General features: G+C 67.8%; 16 protein-coding genes. 12 read left to right on the top strand and 4 right to left on the bottom strand.

Features of this window, described 5'->3' with window-relative positions:
* The gene (gene gatA / locus RBT54_RS10785) at positions 1–1,473 is read right to left on the bottom strand and encodes an Asp-tRNA(Asn)/Glu-tRNA(Gln) amidotransferase subunit GatA (protein WP_320367020.1); all 1,473 of its coding nucleotides are present in this window, start codon (positions 1,471–1,473) and stop codon (positions 1–3) included.
* 49 nt (positions 1,474–1,522) lie between these two features.
* Positions 1,523–1,810: an Asp-tRNA(Asn)/Glu-tRNA(Gln) amidotransferase subunit GatC gene (gene gatC / locus RBT54_RS10780; RefSeq protein ID WP_320367019.1), complete on the bottom strand. Its 288-nt coding sequence runs from the start codon at positions 1,808–1,810 to the stop codon at positions 1,523–1,525.
* A 170-nt stretch (positions 1,811–1,980) separates the two neighbouring features.
* Here gatC and RBT54_RS10775 point away from each other — a divergent pair, with 170 nt between their 5' ends.
* The 12 genes from RBT54_RS10775 to RBT54_RS10720 all read left to right on the top strand — a co-directional run bounded on the left by RBT54_RS10775 (position 1,981) and on the right by RBT54_RS10720 (position 13,604).
* Positions 1,981–3,024, top strand: coding sequence for a rod shape-determining protein (locus RBT54_RS10775; protein WP_320367017.1), 1,044 nt, complete (start codon positions 1,981–1,983; stop codon positions 3,022–3,024).
* A 64-nt stretch (positions 3,025–3,088) separates the two neighbouring features.
* On the top strand, positions 3,089–3,967 hold the full coding sequence (gene mreC / locus RBT54_RS10770; protein WP_320367015.1) for a rod shape-determining protein MreC: 879 nt from the start codon (positions 3,089–3,091) through the stop codon (positions 3,965–3,967).
* Between the two features lie 3 nt (positions 3,968–3,970).
* On the top strand, positions 3,971–4,492 hold the full coding sequence (gene mreD / locus RBT54_RS10765; RefSeq protein ID WP_320367013.1) for a rod shape-determining protein MreD: 522 nt from the start codon (positions 3,971–3,973) through the stop codon (positions 4,490–4,492).
* A gap of 12 nt (positions 4,493–4,504) precedes the next feature.
* Positions 4,505–6,493, top strand: coding sequence for a penicillin-binding protein 2 (mrdA, locus tag RBT54_RS10760; RefSeq protein WP_320367012.1), 1,989 nt, complete (start codon positions 4,505–4,507; stop codon positions 6,491–6,493).
* On the top strand, positions 6,490–7,632 hold the full coding sequence (gene rodA, locus RBT54_RS10755) for a rod shape-determining protein RodA (RefSeq protein ID WP_320367010.1): 1,143 nt from the start codon (positions 6,490–6,492) through the stop codon (positions 7,630–7,632). The genes mrdA and rodA overlap by 4 nt, the downstream gene beginning before the upstream one ends.
* Positions 7,633–7,647: 15 nt before the next feature.
* A complete protein-coding gene (locus tag RBT54_RS10750; RefSeq protein ID WP_320367008.1) occupies positions 7,648–8,826 on the top strand; it encodes a septal ring lytic transglycosylase RlpA family protein in 1,179 nt (392 codons plus the stop codon).
* 115 nt (positions 8,827–8,941) lie between these two features.
* A complete protein-coding gene (locus RBT54_RS10745; RefSeq protein ID WP_320367006.1) occupies positions 8,942–10,069 on the top strand; it encodes a D-alanyl-D-alanine carboxypeptidase family protein in 1,128 nt (375 codons plus the stop codon).
* A 19-nt stretch (positions 10,070–10,088) separates the two neighbouring features.
* Positions 10,089–10,949: a D-amino acid aminotransferase gene (locus tag RBT54_RS10740; protein ID WP_320367004.1), complete on the top strand. Its 861-nt coding sequence runs from the start codon at positions 10,089–10,091 to the stop codon at positions 10,947–10,949.
* Positions 10,942–11,226, top strand: coding sequence for a DUF493 domain-containing protein (locus RBT54_RS10735; RefSeq protein ID WP_320367003.1), 285 nt, complete (start codon positions 10,942–10,944; stop codon positions 11,224–11,226). The genes RBT54_RS10740 and RBT54_RS10735 overlap by 8 nt, the downstream gene beginning before the upstream one ends.
* The gene (gene lipB / locus RBT54_RS10730) at positions 11,223–11,894 is read left to right on the top strand and encodes a lipoyl(octanoyl) transferase LipB (protein WP_320367001.1); all 672 of its coding nucleotides are present in this window, start codon (positions 11,223–11,225) and stop codon (positions 11,892–11,894) included. Before RBT54_RS10735 ends, lipB begins: the two co-directional genes overlap by 4 nt.
* A gap of 38 nt (positions 11,895–11,932) precedes the next feature.
* The gene (lipA, locus tag RBT54_RS10725) at positions 11,933–12,880 is read left to right on the top strand and encodes a lipoyl synthase (protein ID WP_320366998.1); all 948 of its coding nucleotides are present in this window, start codon (positions 11,933–11,935) and stop codon (positions 12,878–12,880) included.
* Position 12,881: 1 nt separating this feature from the next.
* Positions 12,882–13,604, top strand: a complete 723-nt coding sequence (locus RBT54_RS10720; RefSeq protein WP_320366996.1) for an SIMPL domain-containing protein — start codon at positions 12,882–12,884, stop codon at positions 13,602–13,604.
* A 113-nt stretch (positions 13,605–13,717) separates the two neighbouring features.
* On the opposite strand, the gene RBT54_RS10715 is transcribed toward RBT54_RS10720, so the two are convergent.
* The gene (locus tag RBT54_RS10715) at positions 13,718–14,365 is read right to left on the bottom strand and encodes a pentapeptide repeat-containing protein (RefSeq protein WP_320366993.1); all 648 of its coding nucleotides are present in this window, start codon (positions 14,363–14,365) and stop codon (positions 13,718–13,720) included.
* Between the two features lie 44 nt (positions 14,366–14,409).
* Entirely contained in the window at positions 14,410–14,907 is a 498-nt protein-coding gene (locus RBT54_RS10710) for a TlpA disulfide reductase family protein (RefSeq protein WP_320366991.1), read from the bottom strand.
* Between the last annotated feature and the right edge of the window lie 259 nt (positions 14,908–15,166).

Here is a 15,166-nt window from a genome sequence, read left to right as displayed (position 1 = left end):
TCACTCGGCGCACGCCGGCCGCCGCGCGTGCCAGTCGGTGGCCTGCTGGAAGCGATGCGCGGCGCCGAGCAGGCGGGCTTCGGCGAAGTAGTCGCCGATCAGCTGCAGGCCCACCGGCAGGCCGTCGGCGCCAAAGCCCGCCGGGTGCGACAGGCCGGGCAGACCGGCGAGGTTGACCGCGATGGTGTAGATGTCCGACAGGTACATCTGCACCGGGTCGTCGGCCATCTCGCCGAGCGCCCAGGCGGTGGTCGGTGTGGTCGGGCCGGCGATCACGTCGCAGTGCTGCAGCGCGGCCTGGAAGTCCTGCGCGATCAGGCGGCGCAGGCGTTGGGCCTGCAGGTAGTAGGCGTCGTAGTAGCCGTGCGACAGCACATAGGTGCCGATCAGGATGCGGCGCTTGACCTCGGCGCCGAAGCCCTCGGCGCGGCTCTTGGCGTACATGTCGGCGAGGTCACCGTACTCGGCGGCGCGGTGGCCGTAGCGCACGCCGTCGAAGCGACTGAGGTTGCTCGAGCACTCGGCGGGCGCAATCACGTAGTAGGCGGGGATCGCCAGCTTCGCGTTGGGCAGCGAGACCTCGACCGTGGTGGCGCCGAGCGTGCGGTACTGCTCGAGCGCGGCGTCCACCGTGGCGCGCACGTCGTCGGCCATGCCCTCGGCGAAGAACTCGCGCGGCAGGCCGATGCGCAGGCCTTCGAGCGGGCGGGCGGCAGCCGGCGCGGCGAGCGCGGCGGTGTAGTCCTCGGTCGGGCGCTCGAGGCTGGTCGAGTCGCGCTCGTCGAAGCCGGTCATCGCCGACAGCAGCAGCGCGCAGTCCTCGGCGCTCGCGCCGAAGGCGCCGCCCTGGTCGAGCGAGGAGGCGTAGGCGATCATGCCGTAGCGGCTCACCAGTCCGTAGGTGGGCTTGATGCCGGTGATGCCGCAGAAGGCCGCGGGCTGGCGCACCGAGCCGCCGGTATCGGTGCCGGTGGCGATCGGCGCCAGGCGCGCCGCCACTGCAGCGGCCGAGCCGCCCGACGAGCCGCCGGGCACGCGGTCGAGCTTCCACGGGTTCCTGACCGCGCCGTAGTGCGAGCTCTCGTTCGACGAGCCCATCGCGAACTCGTCCATGTTGGCCTTGCCCAGGCTCACCACGCCGGCGGCCTTGAGCAGGCTCACCACATGGGCGTCGTAGGGGCTGACGAAGTTCGCCAGCATCTTCGAGCCGCAGGTGGTCAGCACGCCTTCGGTGCAGAACACGTCCTTGTGCGCGAGCGGGATGCCGGTGAGCGCGCCCGCCTGGTCGGCAGCGATGCGCGCGTCCGCGGCACGCGCGGCAGCGAGCGCACCGTCGCGGTCGACGGTGATGAAGGCGTTGAGCTCGGGGTTGAGCGCGTCGATGCGGTCGAGGAACAGGGTCGCGAGTTCGACGCTGGATATCTGCCGCGCATCGAGCGCGCGGCGCAGTTCCGGAAGGGATGCGTGGATCATGATGTGGGCGGGCAGGTGGGCCGCGCGGCGCGAAAGGCCGCGCAGCGGATCATTCGATGACTTTCGGCACCAGGTAGAGGCCGGCCTCGGTCTGCGGCGCGACCTGCTGGAAGGCGTCGCGGCGGTCGGTCTCGGTGACGACGTCGGGGCGCAGGCGGGTGGGGAATTCCTGGGGATGGCTCATCGGCTCGACGCCTGCGGTGTCGACGGCCTGCATCTGTTCGATGAGGTCGAAGATGCCGTTCAGCTTGGCGCGGGTGGCGTCCAGTTCGGTGTCGGAAAGCGCGATGCGCGCGAGGCGGGCGATGTTCCCGACTTGTTCATTGGACAGCGACATGAGGTAACAAAACCTGCTGAATCCACAAAGGTTTGTAGGTTATCATAACTGTCTTTGCCCCGCCTGGGCCTACGCCGCATGGCGCTAATGGGCGGGGTATTCGCGTTGCTGCGCGGGACTCAAGCGCGGCGGAACGCGGCTCGACTACTCCACCGGTTTCGGAAGGTTTCATGTTCGGTTTTCTGCGCTCCTACTTTTCCAACGATCTCGCAATCGATCTCGGCACGGCCAACACGCTGATCTACGTGCGCGGCAAGGGCATCGTGCTCGACGAACCCTCGGTAGTGGCGATTCGTACCGAAGGCGGCCCCAACGCCAAGCGCTCGATCCAGGCGGTCGGCCACCAGGCCAAGCAGATGCTCGGCAAGACGCCGGGCAACATCACCGCCATCCGGCCGATGAAGGACGGCGTGATCGCCGACTTCGTCGTCACCGAGCAGATGATCAAGCAGTTCATCAAGAAGGTGCACGACTCCCGCCTGTTCTCGCCCAGCCCGCGCATCATCATCTGCGTGCCCTGTGGCTCGACCCAGGTCGAGCGTCGCGCGATCCGCGACGCCGCGCTGGCCGCTGGCGCCTCGCAGGTGTTCCTGATCGAGGAGCCGATGGCGGCCGCGATCGGCGCCGGGCTGCCGGTGTCGGACGCGACCGGCTCGATGGTGGTCGATATCGGCGGCGGCACCACCGAGGTCGGCGTGATCTCGCTCGGCGGCATCGTGTACTCGGGCAGCATCCGCGTCGGCGGCGACAAGTTCGACGAGGCCATCGTCAATTACATCCGCCGCAACTACGGCATGCTGATCGGCGAGACCACCGCCGAGAAGATCAAGAAGGAGATCGGTTCCGCCTTCCCCGGCTCCGAGGTGCGCGAGATGGAGGTCAAGGGCCGCAACCTGGCCGAGGGCATCCCGCGCAGCTTCACGATCTCGTCCAACGAGATCCTCGAAGCGCTCACCGAGCCGCTCAACCAGATCGTGTCTGCGGTCAAGATCGGCCTGGAGCAGACCCCGCCCGAACTCGGCGCCGACATCGCCGACCGCGGCATGATGCTGACCGGTGGCGGCGCGCTGGTGCGCGACCTCGACCGCCTGCTGATGGAAGAGACCGGCCTGCCGGTGGTCGTGGCCGAGGAGCCGCTGACCTGCGTCGCGCGCGGCTGCGGCATGGCGCTCGACAAGATGGACAAGCTCGCTTCCATCTTCACTTCCGAGTGACGGGCTGCCCCGGCTTCGCTGCCGGGGCGTCCTGCCCTTCACCTGACGGCCCCTGGTTTTCCGGATGTCTTTCGTCGGCCATCAGCCCCCCCCGATCTTCAAGCGTGGACCGGCGCCGCTTGCGCGCCTGTTCGTGTTCGTGGCCGTCTGCCTTGCGCTGCTGGTGGCCGACCTGCGCTTCCGCTACCTGGAAGTGATGCGCAACGCGCTGTCGGTCGTCACCTATCCGCTGCAGATGGCGGCCTCCACGCCGGCTGACGTGGTGCGCAACGCTTCGCGCTACTTCGGCACGCTGATCGATGTCCAGCTCGAGAACGCCGATCTGCGTCGCCACCAGCTCGGTGCCGGCGAGCGCCTGCTGCGTTTCGAGCATCTGGAGCAGGAGAACGCCCATCTGCGCGAGCTGCTGCAGATGTCGCGCCGGGTCGAGACCAAGAGCATCGCCGCCGACATCCTGTACAACGCACCCGATCCCTTCGCGCGCAAGGTCATCCTCGATCGCGGCGCGCAGCAGGGCGTGGAGCCGGGCCTCGCGGTGGTCGACGCGAATGGCGTGATCGGCCAGGTCACCCGCGTGCACCCGATCCAGGCCGAAGTCACGCTGCTGACCGACCGCAACCAGTCGATCCCGGTCAGCGTGGTGCGCAACGGCGTGCGCGGCGTGCTCTATGGCGTGGGCCGCGGCATGCTCGAGATGCGCCATGTGCTGGGCGACGTCGATATCCAGCCCGGCGATCAGCTCGTCACCTCGGGCCTGGACGGCGTCTTCGTGCCCGGCCTGCCGGTGGCGACGGTGACCCGGGTGGACCGTGACGCGGACGCCTTCGCCCGCATCGAATGCGAACCGCTGGCCGCGATCGAGCGCAGCGTGCAGGTGCTGGTGATCGGACGCGCGGCGTATCCGCCGCCACCGCCGCCGACCGCGGCCGAGGGAGGACGCTGAGCCGTGCAACCGACCAATCGTTCCAGCCGCATTCTGCTCCCGGTCAAGCTGTGGTTCGTGTACCTCACCCTGTTCGCGGCGCTCGGGCTCGAGTACATCCCCTCCGGCCGTACGCCCGGCCTGCCCGACTGGGTCGCGCTGGTGCTGGCCTTCTGGTGCGTGCGCGAGCCGCTGGCGATCGGCATGGGCGTGGGCTTCGTGTTCGGGCTGCTCATGGATGTCGGCCTCGGCGCGGCGATGGGTCAGCATGCGCTCGCCTATGTCGTGCTCGCTTATTTCACCAACAGCCTCGCGCGCCGAGTGTTGTGGTTCCCGGCCTGGCAGCAGGCGCTGCATGTGTTGCCGCTGTTGCTGTTCTCGCAGGTGCTGATGGTGCTGGTGCGCCTGCTCGCCGGTGCGGAATTTCCGGGCTGGTCGTACTTCCTGTCGAGCTTCAGCAGCGCGCTGCTGTGGATGCCGTTGTCCTTGCTCCTGCTGCTGCCGCAACTGCAGCCGGTGGAGCGCGATGACAACCGCCCGATCTGAGGGCGGCGAGCGATGACCGAGTTTCGCGCGCCCGCGATCGAACTGGCCCGCTTCCGCCTTCGCGTGGTGGTGGCGGTGGTGTTCGTGCTCGTTTGTCTGGGGCTGCTCGCAGCGCGCTTTCAGTTCCTGCAGGTGCAGCGCCACGACTATTTCCTGACCCGCGCCGAGGACAACCGCATCGCCCTGCTGCCGGTCGTGCCGCACCGCGGCACCATCGTCGATCGCAAGGGTGTGGTGCTGGCGCGCAACTACGCCACCTACACCATCGAGATCACGCCCTCGCAGGTGCGTGAGCTCGACGCCACGCTCGATGAGCTCGCCACCCTGGTGGCGATCGACGCCCGTGACCGCCGTCGCTTTCGCAAGCTCTACGAGGAAAGCCGCAACTTCGAGAGTGTGCCGCTGCGCAGCCGGCTGACCGACGAGGAGGTCGCACGCGTGGTGTCGCAGCGCTACCGCCTGCCGGGGGTGGATGTGAAGGCGCGGCTGCTGCGCGACTATCCGCACGGCACCACTGCCTCGCACGTGATCGGCTACATCGGCCGCATCACCGAACGCGACGTCGAGCGCATCGAGGAGGCGGGCGAGACCGCCAACTATCGCGGCACCTTGCACATGGGCAAGGCCGGACTGGAGCAGTCCTACGAGAATGAACTGCATGGCACGACCGGCGTCGAGCAGGTCGAGGTCAACGCTGGCGGCCGCGCGGTACGTGCGCTTTCGCACACCCCAGCCAGACCGGGAAACGATCTCGAGCTCACACTCGACATCGAGTTGCAGAAGGTCGCCGAGAAGGCCTTCGGCGATCGCCGCGGTGCGCTGGTGGCGATCGAGCCTACGACTGGCGGCGTGCTCGCGCTGGCGTCGATGCCGACTTACGACCCCAACCTGTTCGTCGATGGCATCTCCACTCAGGACTGGAAGGCGCTCATCGATTCGCCCGACCACCCGATGCTGCACCGTGCGATCTATTCCACCTACCCGCCCGGCTCCACCTTCAAGCCCTTCATGGCCCTGGCCGGGCTTGAAACCGGCAAGCGCAGCGCGAAGCAGGCGATCCACGACATCGGCTACTTCAATTTCGGCGGCCACCGCTTCATGGACGACAAGGTCGGCGGTCACGGCATGGTGGACCTGCACAAGTCGATCGTGGTGTCGTGCAATACCTACTACTACCAGCTCGCCAACGACCTCGGCATCGATGGCATTGCCGGCTTCATGGCCCCCTTCGGCTTCGGCGAGCGCACCGGTATCGACCTGCCGGGCGAGGCCACCGGCGTACTTCCCTCGCAGGAATGGAAGCGCAATCGCTTCAAGAAGCCCGAGCAGCAGCGCTGGTATGCGGGGGAGACGATTTCGGTGGGTATCGGCCAGGGCTACAATGCCTACACGCCGCTGCAACTCGCCAATGCCCTGGCGGCGCTGGTCAACGACGGCAAGCTGTACCGCCCGCACGTGGTCAAGTACGTGGTCGACTCGCGCACCGGCGAGCGCCGCGCGGTCGAGCCGGAGCCGCTGCGCGAGATCCCGCTGCGGGATGAGCACCTCAAGGCCGTGCTCGACGCCATGGTCGAGGTCAACACCAGCGGTACCGGCAGGCGCGCCTTCAAGGGCGCCCCCTACAGCGTCGGCGGCAAGACCGGCACCGCGCAGGTGTTCTCGCTGCGCGGCCAGCGCTACGTCGAGGGCCGGGTGCGCGAGCGCCTGCGCGACCATTCCTGGTTCGTCGCCTACGCGCCGGCAGAAAACCCGAAGATCGCGCTCGCGGTGCTGGTCGAGAACGGCGGCTTCGGTGCCCAGTCTGCCGCACCGATCGCGCGCCAGGTGATCGATTACTACCTGCTCAATCAGCCGGTGGTCGCGCCTGCCGTGGAGGACGAGGAGGCCGTGGAGACCACGGACGACGAACCCGCGCCCCAGCCCAACCCGCAACCCGCCCCGCGCTCGCAACCGGCGGTCCCTGCCCCGCCGCCGAGCCCGCCCGCGAGGAGTGGCCGATGAACGAGAGCCACTTCAATCCGCTCGCGCTGGTGCGCGGTTTCCTGCGCCCGATCGACCCGGTGTTGATGCTCGTGCTCGCGGTCCTGCTCGGCTACGCCCACGTGCTGATGCAGAGCGCCTCGCCCGAGCGGCTGGATTCGCAGATCAGCCACATCGGCATCGCGCTCGCCGGCATGTGGGTGCTGGCCTGGCTCAAGCCGCAGCGGCTGCTGTCGTTCGCCGTGCCGCTGTACCTGCTCGGCGTGCTGCTGCTGGTCGCGGTCGAGCTGTTCGGCGAGGTGTCCAAGGGCGCGCAGCGCTGGCTCGACCTCGGCGTGGCGCGCATCCAACCCTCCGAATTGATGAAGATCGCGATGCCCCTGATGCTCGCCTGGTTCTTCCAGTTGCGCGAGGGGCAGACGCGCTTTCTCGACTTCGTCCTTGCCGGCGTGCTGCTGCTGGCCCCGGTGGGGCTGATCCTGGTCCAGCCCGACCTCGGCACCAGCCTGCTGGTGGCTGCCTCGGGCGTCTACGTGATCTATTTTGCCGGGCTGTCGTGGAAGCTGATCGTGCCGCTGGTGCTGGTCATGGTGATCGGGCTGGGTTCGATCGTCGCCTTCGGCGACACCCTGTGCCAGCCCGAGGTCGACTGGCAGGTGCTGCGCGAGTACCAGAAGCAGCGCGTGTGCACCCTGCTCGACCCCACGCGTGACCCGCTCGGAAAGGGCTTCCACATCATCCAGTCCACGATTGCGATCGGCTCCGGTGGCGTGATGGGCAAGGGCTGGATGGACGGCACGCAGACCCACCTCGCCTTCCTGCCCGAGCGCCATACCGACTTCATCTTCGCCGTGCTCGCCGAGGAGTTCGGTCTCGTCGGCGCCCTGGTGCTGCTCGCTACCTATGTCATGCTGCTGCTGCGCGGCTTCCACATCGCTGCCAATGCGCCCACCCACGCCTCGCGCCTGCTCGCGGGCGCGATCACGATGATCTTCTTCACCTATGCCTTCGTGAACATGGGCATGGTGAGCGGCATCCTGCCGGTGGTGGGCGTGCCGCTGCCCTTCATCAGCTACGGTGGAACTGCGCTCGTCACGCTCTGTCTGGGTATCGGCATCCTGATGAGCATCCAGCGCAGTCGCTTCGCCGACAAGAACTGAAGGCCCGAGAAAAGCATGAACTCCGAGCTCTCCCCGTTGCCGGCCGCACGCGCGGGCGTGCGCCCATCCCCGACCCGTTCCCCGGATGCGCTGCGGCGCAGCGCGCTCGCCTGCGCCCTGGTGTGCGCGGCCGTGCTGCTGTCGGCCTGCGGCTCGACGCCCAGGCGCGACGCCGACGAGGCGACTGCGCCCGCCCCCGAGACGACCGCGCCGGCGGTCACGCGCCGCAGCGGCGGTGGCTATTACAAGGACGACGGCCCTGACGAGGAGGTGCCCGACAACCTCGATGCGATTCCCGATGCGGAACCGCGCGACGAGCCGCTGCACCGCTTCGCAAACCGTCCCTACCACGTCATGGGGCAGAGCTTCGTACCTGCCACGGAGCTGCGCCCCTTCCGCCAGCGCGGTCATGCGAGCTGGTATGGACGCCGTTTCCACGGCAACCCGACCTCGAGCGGCGAGCCCTACGACATGTACGCGATGACGGCCGCTCATCCGACCCTGCCGATCCCGAGCTATGCGCGCGTCACCCATCTGGGCAACGGACGCTCGGTGGTGGTGCGGGTGAACGACCGTGGCCCCTTCCTGCGCGGGCGGGTCATCGACCTGTCCTACGCCGCCGCGCACAAGCTCGGCTACATTAATGCCGGGAGCGCACAGGTCGAGGTCGAGCAGATCCTGCCGAACGAGGCGCCGCTGATGGCGGCCACACGCAAGGTCCCGCCGCTGCGCGCGCGCGCCAACGAAGGCGTGGTCGCGGCCGATACCCCGCGGCCGGAAGCAAGGGCTCTGGCACCGCTCGCTCAGGCCGCGCCTGCTGCTGCCGACGCGACGGCATCGGCCAGCGCACCGACGACCCTCAGCGCCACGAGCACCACGACCGCTGCAGCGGCGGCGGAATGTGACTCGTCGCCCGCCTGTGGCGCCGCCGAAGGCCTCGCCCCGCCGGTCGCGTCGGCCAGCGGCGGCATCTTCCTGCAACTGGGCGCGTTCTCGTCCTATGCCAATGCCGAGGGCTTTCGCGACACCGTGCAAGGCCAGGCGGGCAGCCTTGCCAAGCGCTTCGAACTGTTCGCCGACGGCGAACGTTTCCGCCTCCACGCCGGTCCTTACGATTCCATGGATGACGCGCGCAACGCAGCCGAGCGCATGGGCACGCTGCTCAAGCTCAGGCCGTTCGTGATCGTGCGCTGATCCCGCTGCCGCTGGCGCCGGGTTGCAACAAAGGCTTGCGACTTTTGGCCGATCCGGGGGGGCCGCCTATAATTGGGCACCCCCGCCTTTCTTCAATTCTCCCCAGGTTTTTCCAATGCGTTTTCTGATTGCCGTACTCGTTTCATTGTTTTCCCTGAGCGCGCTGGCGCAGTCGGTGCCGCCGCCGGCGCTGGCTGCGAACGCATGGGTGCTGGTCGACCACGCCACCGGCCAGGTGCTGGCCGGCAAGGATGTCGACGCTCGCATCGAGCCGGCTTCGCTGACCAAGCTGATGACCGCCTACCTGACCTTCTCGGCGCTGAAGGCCGGCACGATCAAGCCCGACCAGCTGGTGCCGGTGTCGACCCGGGCGTGGCGCATGGAAGGCTCGCGCATGTTCATCGAGCCCAACAAGCCGGTCACCGTGGACGAGTTGATCCGCGGCGTGATCGTGCAGTCGGGCAACGATGCCTGCGTCGCGCTCGCCGAGACCATCGCCGGCAGCGAGGAAGCCTTTGCGGCGCTGATGAACCGCGAAGCGCAGCGCCTGGGCATGGTCAACACCAATTTCACCAACTCCTCCGGCCTGCCGGACCCTCAGCTGTACACCTCCGCCAGCGACCTCGCCCGGCTGGCGACCGCGATCATCCGCGATTTCCCCGAGTACTACAGCCTGTATTCGCTCAAGGAATTCACCTACAACAACATCAAGCAGCCCAACCGTAACCGCCTGCTGTACATGGATCCCACGGTCGACGGCATGAAGACCGGCCACACCAGCAGCGCCGGCTACTGCTTGGTGTCCACCGCCCAGCGTGGCGAGCGCCGCCTGATCTCGGTGGTGCTTGGCGCCGCGTCCGACACGGTGCGTGCGCAGGAGTCGCTCAAGCTGCTGAACTTCGGCTTCCAGTTCTACGAGACGGTGAAGCTGTACGCGGGTGGCGAGGCGCTGTCGCAGTTCCGCGTCTGGAAGGGCAAGCTCAATGAGTTGCCGGTCGGATTCAGCAATGATTTCGTGATGTCGCTGCCGAAGGAGTCTGCCGACAAGATCCAGGTCACGCTCGAGAGCCGCCAGCCGCTCGTGGCGCCGATCGAGCAGGGCCAGGCGGTCGGCACGCTGTCGCTGACGGTGGATGGCAAGCCTTATGGCCAGTACCCGGTGGTGGCGCTGCAGGACGTGCCGGTGGCCGGCTTCTTCGGCCGCCTGTGGGACGCCATCGTGATGTTCTTCAAGAGCCTTTGATCCTTCCCGGGAGCACGACGTGATCACTGCCTATGTCGATGGCGCCTACCTGCCGCTGGCCGACGCGCGCGTGTCGCCGATGGACCGCGGCTTCCTGTTCGGCGACGGCGCCTACGAGGTCATCCCGGTGTATTCGCGCCGCGCCTTCCGTCTCGACGAGCATGTCGCGCGCCTGGCCAACACGCTGGCCGCGATGCGCCTGGCCAACCCGCACGGCGCGGATGAATGGAAGGCGATCGTCCTCGAGATCGTCGCCCGCAACCCTTGGGACGACCAGTCGGTGTACCTGCAGGTCACCCGCGGCGCCGACACCAGGCGCAACCACGCTTTCCCCGGGCCGGAGGTCAAGCCAACGGTGTTCCTGATGAGCGAGCCGCTCGTCACCCCGAGCGCCGAGCTGCTCGCCATCGGGATCGCCGCGGTCAGCGCCGCCGACATCCGCTGGCTGCGCTGCGACCTCAAGACGGTGTCGATGCTCGCCAACTGCCTGCTGCGCCAGCACGCGATCGACCACGGCTGCATGGAAACCGTGCTGTTCCGCGACAGCTTCCTCACCGAGGGTGCCGCCTCCAGCATCTTCGTGTGCAAGGACGGCGTGCTGCTGGTGCCGCCCAAGAGCCACCTGATGCTGCCCGGCGTCACCTACGACGTGGTGCTCGAGCTCGCCCGCAGCCACGGCATGAAGCACGAAGTGCGCGAGGTGCTGGAGGCCGAGGTGCGCAGCGCCGACGAGCTGTGGATGACCTCGTCCACCAAGGAAGTGCTGCCGATCACGTCGCTCGACGGCCGCCCGGTGGGCGACGGCAAGCCCGGCCCGATGGGCCGCCAGATGTACGCCTGGTACCAGGACTTCAAGAACACGGTGATGCGCAATGGCTGACACGCAAGACGCGCAGACGCGCCAGACGCTGATCGAATACCCCTGCGACTTCCCGATCAAGGTGATGGGCGCGCGGGTGGATGGCTTTGCCCAGGCGGTGATCGAGGTCGTGCTGCACCACGCCCCCGACTTCGACCCCGCCGGCGCGGAGATGCGGCCGTCGAGCAAGGGCAACTACCTCGCCGTCACCTGCACCTTCCGTGCGCTTTCGCAGGCGCAGGTCGATGCCATGTACCGCGAGCTGACCGCTCACCCGATGGTCAAGGTGGTGCTGTGATCGTCAAGCGCCTCGGCCTGGTGGAGTACGCGCCAGCGCTCGAGGCGATGCGCGTGTTCACCGCCGAGCGCGGCGCCGACACGCCCGACGAGATCTGGCTGCTGCAGCACCCGCCGGTCTACACCCTCGGCCAGGCCGGCAAGCCCGAACACCTGCTGCAGAACCCGGCCCACATCCCGCTGGTGAAGATCGACCGCGGCGGGCAGATCACCTATCACGGCCCCGGCCAGCTGGTCGCCTACCTGCTACTGGACCTGCATCGGCGCCGGCTCAAGGTGCGCGAGCTGGTGCAGCTGATGGAGCAGGCCATCATCGACACCCTGGCGGATCACGGCCTGGTCGCCGAACGTAAGGGCGGCGCGCCCGGCGTCTACATCGCCGGCGACAAGATCGCCGCGCTCGGGCTTCGCGTCAGGAACGGCTGCAGCTATCACGGCCTCGCCATCAATGTCGATGCCGATCTCACCCCCTTCGGCTGGATCAACCCCTGCGGCTACGAGGGGCTCAAGACCATACGCATGAAGGATTTCGGCATCGAGGTCAGCGTGGACGCGGTCGGCGAGGTCCTGCTCGGCCACCTGCAGCGTCTGCTGCCGCCGCTCACGGGCGACGCCGATCGCGCACATCAGCCGGCGCAGGCTGTCGAAGCGACGCTGCCTGCTTCATAATTGCCAGCCCCACCCGGAACCCACAGAGACCCGCGACCATGGAAACCCCTGCGCGCAAACAGCGCGGCGCCGACAAGACCGCCCGCATTCCGATCAAGATCGTCCCCGCCGAACGCCTCAAGAAGCCCGAGTGGATCCGCATCAAGCTCGGTGCCGGCATGGAAGCCGAGCGCTTCAACGAGATCAAGGACACCCTGCGCGAGCACAAGCTGCACACCGTGTGCGAGGAAGCCTCCTGCCCTAACATCCACGAATGCTTCGGCAAGGGCACGGCCACCTTCATGATCATGGGCGACATCTGCACCCGGCGCTGCCCGTTCTGCGACGTCGGCCACGGCCGCCCCGAGCCGCTCAACGCGAACGAGCCGACGGACCTCGCCAGGACCATCGCCGCGATGCGCCTCAACTACGTGGTGATCACCTCGGTGGACCGCGACGACCTGCGCGACGGCGGTGCCCAGCACTTCGTCGACTGCATCCGCGAGACGCGCGCAGCGGCGCCGAGCACCCGCATCGAGGTGCTGGTGCCGGACTTCCGCGGCCGCATGGAGATCGCGCTCGACATCTTCGACGCCGCGCCGCCCGACGTCATGAACCACAACCTCGAGACCGTGCCGCGCCTGTACAAGCAGGCACGCCCGGGGTCGGACTACGCCTGGTCGCTCGAGCTGCTCAAGCAGTTCAAGGCCCGTCACCCGGACGTGGCGACCAAGTCGGGCCTTATGGTCGGGCTGGGCGAGACCGACGACGAGATCCTCGAGGTCATGCGCGATCTGCGCGCGCACGACGTCGAGATGCTCACCATCGGCCAGTACCTGCAGCCCTCGGGCGGTCACCTGCCGGTGCTGCGCTATGTGCATCCGGACACCTTCAAGATGTTCGAGACCGAGGCGCTGAAGATGGGCTTCAGGAACGCCGCCTGCGGTCCGATGGTGCGCTCGAGCTACTGGGCCGACCAGCAGGCGCACGGCGCCGGGGTGGTCTGAGATGGCCGAGGGCAGGGTCGGCATTGTCCCCGCGCTGATCCTGGCCGCCGGCATCGGCTTTGCCGGAATGCAAGTCGCCAAAGGCATCGAGCGCTTTCGCATGGCTGAGCGGACCCTCACCGTGAAGGGCTTGGCCGAGCGCGACGTGAAGAGCGACTTCGCGGTGTGGACGCTCGCGTTTCGCCGCGCGGAAAACGAGTTCGGCCGCGTCCAGCAGGCGCTCACCGCCGACCGCGAGCGGGTGCTGGCCTTCCTGCGCGCGCAAGGCTTTACCGACGACGAGATCGAGGCGCGCCCGCTGCAGGTGCAGGACCTGCTCGCGCGCGAATACGGTTCGGAGCGGGTGGCGCTGCGCTTCAACGGCCAGGGCCAGGTGGTGGTCAAGTCGGCGCGGGTCGATCTGGTGGCTGCGGCCTCCAATCGCGTCGATCCGCTGATCGAGGCCGGTATCCAGCTCGGTGGAGACGGTGGCGAGGGCGCGCCGCGTTACCAGTTGCGCGGCTTCAACGACGTCAAGCCGCTGCTGCTCGAGGAGGCGACGCTGAGCGCCCGCGAGCAGGCCCGCAAGTTCGCCGCCGACGCCGGCGCGGTGCTCGGCCCGCTCAGGAGCGCCAATCAGGGCGCGATCCGCATCCTTGACGACGATGGTTCCGAGATGGACAGCTCGCGCACGATCGGCAAGCGTCTACGGGTCGTGAGCACCTTCGAGTTCACGCTCGAGTAAGGGGCGGTACCGGCAGCGTGCAGCGGGCTTCAGTCCGCCGCCACCTGTCATTTGCCATTTCCCGTACGCTGCCAGGCACTTCCGGTGCTGCGCGCAAACGGCGTGAGCCCCAGCTACGGGCAGCCCTTGCAGCCGTCCATCTGCGCGTTGAGGAAGATCGCCTGCTCGATGTTGGCCCCGGTGAGGTCGGCGTTGATGAGCTGCGCGCGGGTGAAGTTGGCACCCTGCAGGTTGGCGCCGGCGAAGGAAGCGCCTGAAAGTTTGGCCGCGCGCAGGTTGGTGCGCGGCAGGTCGGCGCCGTCGAAGCGGGTACGCTCGGCGCGCGCGTTGGTCAGATCGGCCCCGCCGAGTTGAGCGCCACTCAGGTCGGCGTCGTGCAGGTCGGCGTTCTGCAGGATTGCATTGCGCAGGTTCGCGCCCTTCAGGCTGGCGCCGGTGAGGCGCGTACCGCGCAGGTTGGTGCGCAGCATCGAGGCCTCATCCAGCATCGCGCCGGCCATCTCGGCTTGTGAGAAGTTCGCCTCGTTCAGGGTCGCGCCGCGCAGGTTGGCGCCCGACAGGTCGGAGCGGGTGAACTGCGAGTTCGCCAGATTCACCCCGGGCAGTTCGGCGCCGTTCAGGTTCATGTTGGTGCACAGGGTGCCGCGGCGGATGTCGCAGCCGCCGACATTGCCTGCGCGCTGCGCCTCGGCGGTCAGTGGCAGCGTGAGGAGGAAGGTGGCGGACAGGATGGCGAGCGGGGCTGCGCGAGTCTTGGGCATGGGGGGCAGGCCTGGAGTTGAGTGGATGATCCGACAGGCAGGATTCAGGTCGGTTCGGCGAGCAGTCTTTCGATCAGCGCATGCAGCTCGTCGAAGTCGGGTGCGCCGAGGATCTTGTGCACGATCTCGCCGCGTTTGTTGAGGATGAAGCTGGTCGGCGTCAGGCGCACGTCATCGAAGCCGCGGGCGATGCTGCCATCGCGGTCGAGCACGAAGGTGAAGGGCAGCGGGTTGAGTCCGACAAAGGCGCCGACCCGCGCGGGCGGGTCGTAATCCATCGCCACTGCCACCGTGCGGTAGCCGCGCCCCTGGAACTTGTCCTGCGTCGTCTTCAGTGCCGGCATCTCCGCGATGCAGGCGGTGCAGGTCGTCGCCCAGAAATTCACCAGCACCACCTGGCCGCGCAGGTCGGCAGTACGAAAGCTCTGGCCGTGCAGCGTGGAGAAGCTCACATCCGGTGCTGCCGGCTTGTGTCCGAACAGGACGCCGCCTGTAATCAACAGGACCAGAACCGCGGCCGCGGCGAGGATCTTCAGTTTCATGTCCAAATCCGGATCGGTTTGCTGCCGGCGCGAACGCCGGCGAATGCGCGGCGATTGTGCGCGAGCCCCCGCAGCTTGTCACCCGGGGCCAGGAGATGCCGACGTGTGGTCGGACAGCACGCATGCGCAGAGGTGCCGAAGGCGCTGCGCGCAAGCGCATCCGTGCCGACACGTTGATAGAGCGGTGCTCGCACACCGTTCGAGCGTCCGATCTGTAACGGTGGCCGCCCCGCTGCGGTCGATCGGCTAAAATTGCACC

The organism is Thauera sp. (assembly GCF_034003485.1).
GTDB lineage: Bacteria > Pseudomonadota > Gammaproteobacteria > Burkholderiales > Rhodocyclaceae > Thauera.
The sequence above is the reverse complement of the archived record's forward strand: the minus strand, read 5'-3'. Positions and strand labels throughout refer to the sequence as shown.

Coding starts and splice junctions, on each gene's coding strand:
- mreC (WP_320367015.1), top strand. CDS start 3,089: ATGTCTTTCGTCGGCCATCAGCCCCCCCCGATCTTCAAGCGTGGACCG.
- lipA (WP_320366998.1), top strand. CDS start 11,933: ATGGAAACCCCTGCGCGCAAACAGCGCGGCGCCGACAAGACCGCCCGC.
- RBT54_RS10750 (WP_320367008.1), top strand. CDS start 7,648: ATGAACTCCGAGCTCTCCCCGTTGCCGGCCGCACGCGCGGGCGTGCGC.
- RBT54_RS10735 (WP_320367003.1), top strand. CDS start 10,942: ATGGCTGACACGCAAGACGCGCAGACGCGCCAGACGCTGATCGAATAC.
- gatA (WP_320367020.1), bottom strand. CDS start 1,473: ATGATCCACGCATCCCTTCCGGAACTGCGCCGCGCGCTCGATGCGCGG.
- RBT54_RS10710 (WP_320366991.1), bottom strand. CDS start 14,907: ATGAAACTGAAGATCCTCGCCGCGGCCGCGGTTCTGGTCCTGTTGATT.
- gatC (WP_320367019.1), bottom strand. CDS start 1,810: ATGTCGCTGTCCAATGAACAAGTCGGGAACATCGCCCGCCTCGCGCGC.
- RBT54_RS10775 (WP_320367017.1), top strand. CDS start 1,981: ATGTTCGGTTTTCTGCGCTCCTACTTTTCCAACGATCTCGCAATCGAT.
- RBT54_RS10720 (WP_320366996.1), top strand. CDS start 12,882: ATGGCCGAGGGCAGGGTCGGCATTGTCCCCGCGCTGATCCTGGCCGCC.
- mrdA (WP_320367012.1), top strand. CDS start 4,505: ATGACCGAGTTTCGCGCGCCCGCGATCGAACTGGCCCGCTTCCGCCTT.
- RBT54_RS10715 (WP_320366993.1), bottom strand. CDS start 14,365: ATGCCCAAGACTCGCGCAGCCCCGCTCGCCATCCTGTCCGCCACCTTC.
- rodA (WP_320367010.1), top strand. CDS start 6,490: ATGAACGAGAGCCACTTCAATCCGCTCGCGCTGGTGCGCGGTTTCCTG.
- RBT54_RS10745 (WP_320367006.1), top strand. CDS start 8,942: ATGCGTTTTCTGATTGCCGTACTCGTTTCATTGTTTTCCCTGAGCGCG.